This is a genomic window from Globicatella sanguinis NBRC 15551 (genome assembly GCF_001552295.1).
Classification (GTDB): Bacteria; Bacillota; Bacilli; order Lactobacillales; family Aerococcaceae; genus Globicatella; species Globicatella sanguinis.
The window spans coordinates 1-4,205 of record NZ_BCQX01000152.1 but is presented as its reverse complement, the minus strand read 5'-3'; the positions used below and the strand labels follow the sequence as shown (position 1 = coordinate 4,205).

General features: G+C 34.8%; 3 protein-coding genes. All 3 read left to right on the top strand.

Annotation, left to right across the window (positions count from 1 at the left end; all coding sequences use genetic code 11):
* Positions 1-40: 40 nt before the first annotated feature.
* A complete protein-coding gene (locus GSA01S_RS09490) occupies positions 41-1,771 on the top strand; it encodes an ABC transporter ATP-binding protein (protein WP_066126949.1) in 1,731 nt (576 codons plus the stop codon).
* Positions 1,768-3,510, top strand: coding sequence for an ABC transporter ATP-binding protein (locus GSA01S_RS09485; protein ID WP_066126947.1), 1,743 nt, complete (start codon positions 1,768-1,770; stop codon positions 3,508-3,510). The genes GSA01S_RS09490 and GSA01S_RS09485 overlap by 4 nt, the downstream gene beginning before the upstream one ends.
* An 83-nt stretch (positions 3,511-3,593) precedes the next feature.
* Positions 3,594-4,205, top strand: a 612-nt coding sequence (locus tag GSA01S_RS09480; RefSeq protein WP_066126944.1) for a DUF937 domain-containing protein, incomplete at its 3' end; no start/stop codon positions are given.

Below are 4,205 nucleotides of genomic sequence, written 5' to 3'. Positions count from 1 at the left end.
GCAAAAAATTAGAAATAAAAAATCAGAAAAGAGGTCAATGATGCTTAAAGAAATTTGGAATTATATTATTCAAAGAAAATGGTTATACATCGCTATCCTAATTTTATTATTTGTAGAATATGGATTTTCGGTGGTACCAACTAAAGTGACACAAACAATTATTAATCAAATTTCCAATAATACGCTTACTCAAACAAATTTAAATTTTCAATTAGTTTTAATTTTAGTGACAGCGATATTAACCTATATTGCAGGATTTTTCTGGGTTAAATGGCTATTTTCGGCAAGAGCCTATTATGAATTAGAATTAAAACGAAAGTTGTTTCATAAATTGAGTTCAATGCGTATTCCTTTTTACGATAAATTTCGTAGTGGGGACATGATGACACGTTTTACTAGTGATATTGCGAGTCTTTCCGAATTATTAGGTTATGGTACGATGAGTTTTCTATATAGTATTGGGACGGTTATCATCATTATTCCGCAAATGTTTATGATTTCATGGTGGATTTCACTGTTGGGCATGATTCCATTAGTGATTTTGGGAATTATTGTCTATTATATTGGGAAAAAACAAGATGATATGGTAGAAGCAAACCGTGAAGCTGTATCTGCCTTAAGTAATGAAGTATTAGAAGTAGTGGAAGGGATTAGGGTAACACGTGCCTATGGTAATAGTCGTTTAGGTGCTGCGCGTTTTGCAGAAAAAACCGATCAACTTAGACAACGAGCTGATAATATTATGGTCTACCAAGCGCTATATGGACGTGCAGCCAATGTCTTTCTTGCTTTGAGTACCGTTATCATTTTGGGCTTAGGCGGGCTGGTTATGAGTCAAGGCCAGATGCAAATTGGGGACGTAGTGGCTTTACAAATGTATAGTTGGATACTATTAGATCCCATGTGGATGTTATCGGATTTGATTTTGGTTTATAAAACAGGAGAACTATCTTTCAAAAAAATCAATGAAATCATTGAAACGGGTGATGATTTAGAACCGGATGGTTCATTGGAACTAACAACATTAGAATCATTGGAATTAGTGGATTATTCTTTTAAATATGCTAATAGTGATTATGATGGATTAAGTCATGTCAACTTAAAACTTGAAAAGGGACAAACTCTAGGTATTGTTGGTAAAACAGGTAGTGGCAAAACGACTTTTGTACGTCAGTTATTGCGTCAATATCCTGTGGGAGAAGGACAATTATTAATCAATGGTCACCCAATTGAAAATTACCAAAGACAATCAATTGAACAGCAGATAGGTTATGTGCCGCAAGAACATGTCTTATTCTCACGTTCAGTGGCTGATAACATAAAAGTTGGTAAAAAAGATGCTAGCCAAAAAGAATTAGATATTGCGGTAGCCGTAGCAGCTTTCACTCAAGATTTGGAACGTATGGCTAATGGCTATGATACGTTAGTCGGTGAAAAAGGGGTCTCTGTTTCGGGAGGGCAAAAACAACGGATTTCGATTGCTAGAGCGATGATCAAGCAACCTAATTTATTAATTTTAGATGACTCCTTATCAGCGGTCGATGCTAAAACGGAACGCATTATTATTGAAAACATTCAAACATTGCGACAAGGCAAAATGAATATTATTATCACCCACCGATTATCAGCGGTTAATCATGCCGATTGGGTAATTGTATTAGAAGGGGGCCGAATCGTTGAGGAAGGATCGCCACAAGAGTTAGTCCAACAAAAGGGTTGGTATGCTGAGCAGTATTATAAACAACAAAGTAAAAGGGGTGTGACTGAATGAAATTAGTATTGAGACTTTTATCCTATTTAAAAATAGTTCGCTTACCTTTTATTTTAGGTTTAGTATTACTACTTATTTCCAGTGGAGCTCTACAAGCAGCGCCACTTATTGTCCAATATATTATTGACCATTTATTAACGCCATTAACGAAGGGAGCTACTCTTGATTCAAGCAAGTTATTAATGTGGTTAGCTTTTTATATCGGTTTGTCCATTATTGGGAGTATTATAAGCTATATTGCTATTCGAATATTGATGTATTGTGCGAATAAAGTAGCGGCTCATTTGCGAAATGAAGCCTATGAAACAATGCAAAATTTACCGGTCGCGTATTTTGATGATAAACCGGCAGGCAAGATTTCTGCTCGTATTGTCAATGACACCGAAACCTTAAGAGCGCAATTTTACGGTAGTTTGTTATCTAATATTTTAGTCTTAATGATGAGTGTCATCAGTGTTTATGTTATCATCTTTTTCATTAATTATAAAATGGGTTTGGCTTTATTATTATTAATTCCAGTTTTTATAGGCTGGCAACGACTATGGCAATTACGTACAGAAAGTCAACTGACCACCTATTATGAAATGCAAAGTGAAGTGAACACACAGGTCAATGAAATGATGACAGGGAGTGCAATAATTCAATTATTTAATCAAGAAAAGGATGCGATTGAACGATTTGATACCGTTATCGAAAAGATGTATCAAGCCGATGTAAAGATGATTAATGTTCACGCCACTATCTCTTGGAGTTTAGTAGACTTATTTAAACGAATTGTATTCTTTGGTGTATTAGCTTGGGCTGGGTATCAATTTTTAGGGGGTTATGTGACCGTCTCCGCTGGTTTACTTTTAACTTATATTAATTATATCGATCGCTTGTTTAATAATATGGGAATGTTAGTGCGAATGTTTCCTGAGTTACAACGTTCATTAACGACAGGGAAACGTGTTATGGAATTATTAGATGCACCCAAAGAAGTGGATACTGAAAAGGAACTTACGGTCAATGATGGCAATGTAGTCTTTCATAATATTTCTTTTGGCTATACAGATGAAAAATATGTTTTAAAAAATATTAACTTGGAAGCTAAAAAAGGGCAAACAATTGCCTTAGTAGGACATACTGGTAGTGGAAAAAGCTCTTTAATTAATTTATTATTCCGTTTTTATGATCCACAGCTAGGTGAAATTTTAATCGATGGACAAAATATTGCTGAATATAATCGCGAATCAGTTCGCCGTTCAATGGGAATCGTATTACAAGATCCGTATTTATTTACCGGAACTATCGCTTCAAATGTCGCGATGGATGATGCGACGATTACCAAAGAAATGATAATGGATGCTTTAATAAAGGTTGGCGCTAAAGATATGCTTAATCGTTTGGATAAAGGGATTGAAGAACCGGTTATTGAAAAAGGAAATGCATTTTCAAGTGGTGAGCGACAACTTATTGCTTTTGCTAGAACTTTAGCTAGTAATCCTAAAATCCTTATTTTAGATGAAGCAACATCCCATATTGATACTGAAACAGAAGCCATTATCCAAAAAGCCATGAATATTGTGAAGCAAGGTCGAACGACCTTTATTATTGCCCATCGACTTTCAACTATTCGTGATGCGGATCAAATATTAGTTTTAGATAATGGGGAAATCGTTGAACGAGGAACCCATGAGGAACTCTTAGCATTAGATGGACGTTATGCCAATATGCATCGTATGCAAGAAAAAATATAATCGATTGTAAGGCGTTTCATTATTCTTTTCATTGATGTTATGTTAAATTAAAGTAACAATACAAATTGAGAGGAAGAATAATTATGGGATTATTTGATACAGCCGGTAGTTTAATGGATATTTTATCAAATGTAGATAGCAATGATGTGACAGCAATTTCTGATCGTGCAGGAATAGATGCGTCTCAAGCGAGTTCAATTGTAGGGATGGCATTACCATTAATTTTAAAAGCAATTAATAATAATACTTCAACTGAAGAAGGCTTAATTGCTTTTGACAATGCCTTAAAAGACCATGCTAATGATACTCATTTTGATTCAGTTGCTGATTATACGCAAAAAGCTGATGTCGAAGATGGCGATAAAATGTTAAACCATTTATTTGGCAATAAAACAGGTATCATTGAAAAAATAGCCGACACCTTAGGATTAAGCCCGGCAGCTGTAAAACGTGTGTTAGTATTAGTTGCGCCATTATTAATTAAATACATGGCAGATAATAAGAAAAACAAACAATTAACAGCTGAAGAAGTTCGCAAACAAGCACAAACTGAAGAAGAAACATTACAGAATCAGTACGAAGAACAAATTAGACGTTACGAAGAACAAATTGAACAATTAAAAAGACAACAAGCACAACAACAAGGTAAAGTTACACAACAAACTGAACGTCGTGAAGATTATATTCTTTTGATT

What these genes read in the sequence shown, in the direction of transcription:
- GSA01S_RS09490 (WP_066126949.1), top strand. Translation starts at nt 41, where the DNA reads ATGCTTAAAGAAATTTGGAATTATATTATTCAAAGAAAATGGTTATAC.
- GSA01S_RS09485 (WP_066126947.1), top strand. Translation starts at nt 1,768, where the DNA reads ATGAAATTAGTATTGAGACTTTTATCCTATTTAAAAATAGTTCGCTTA.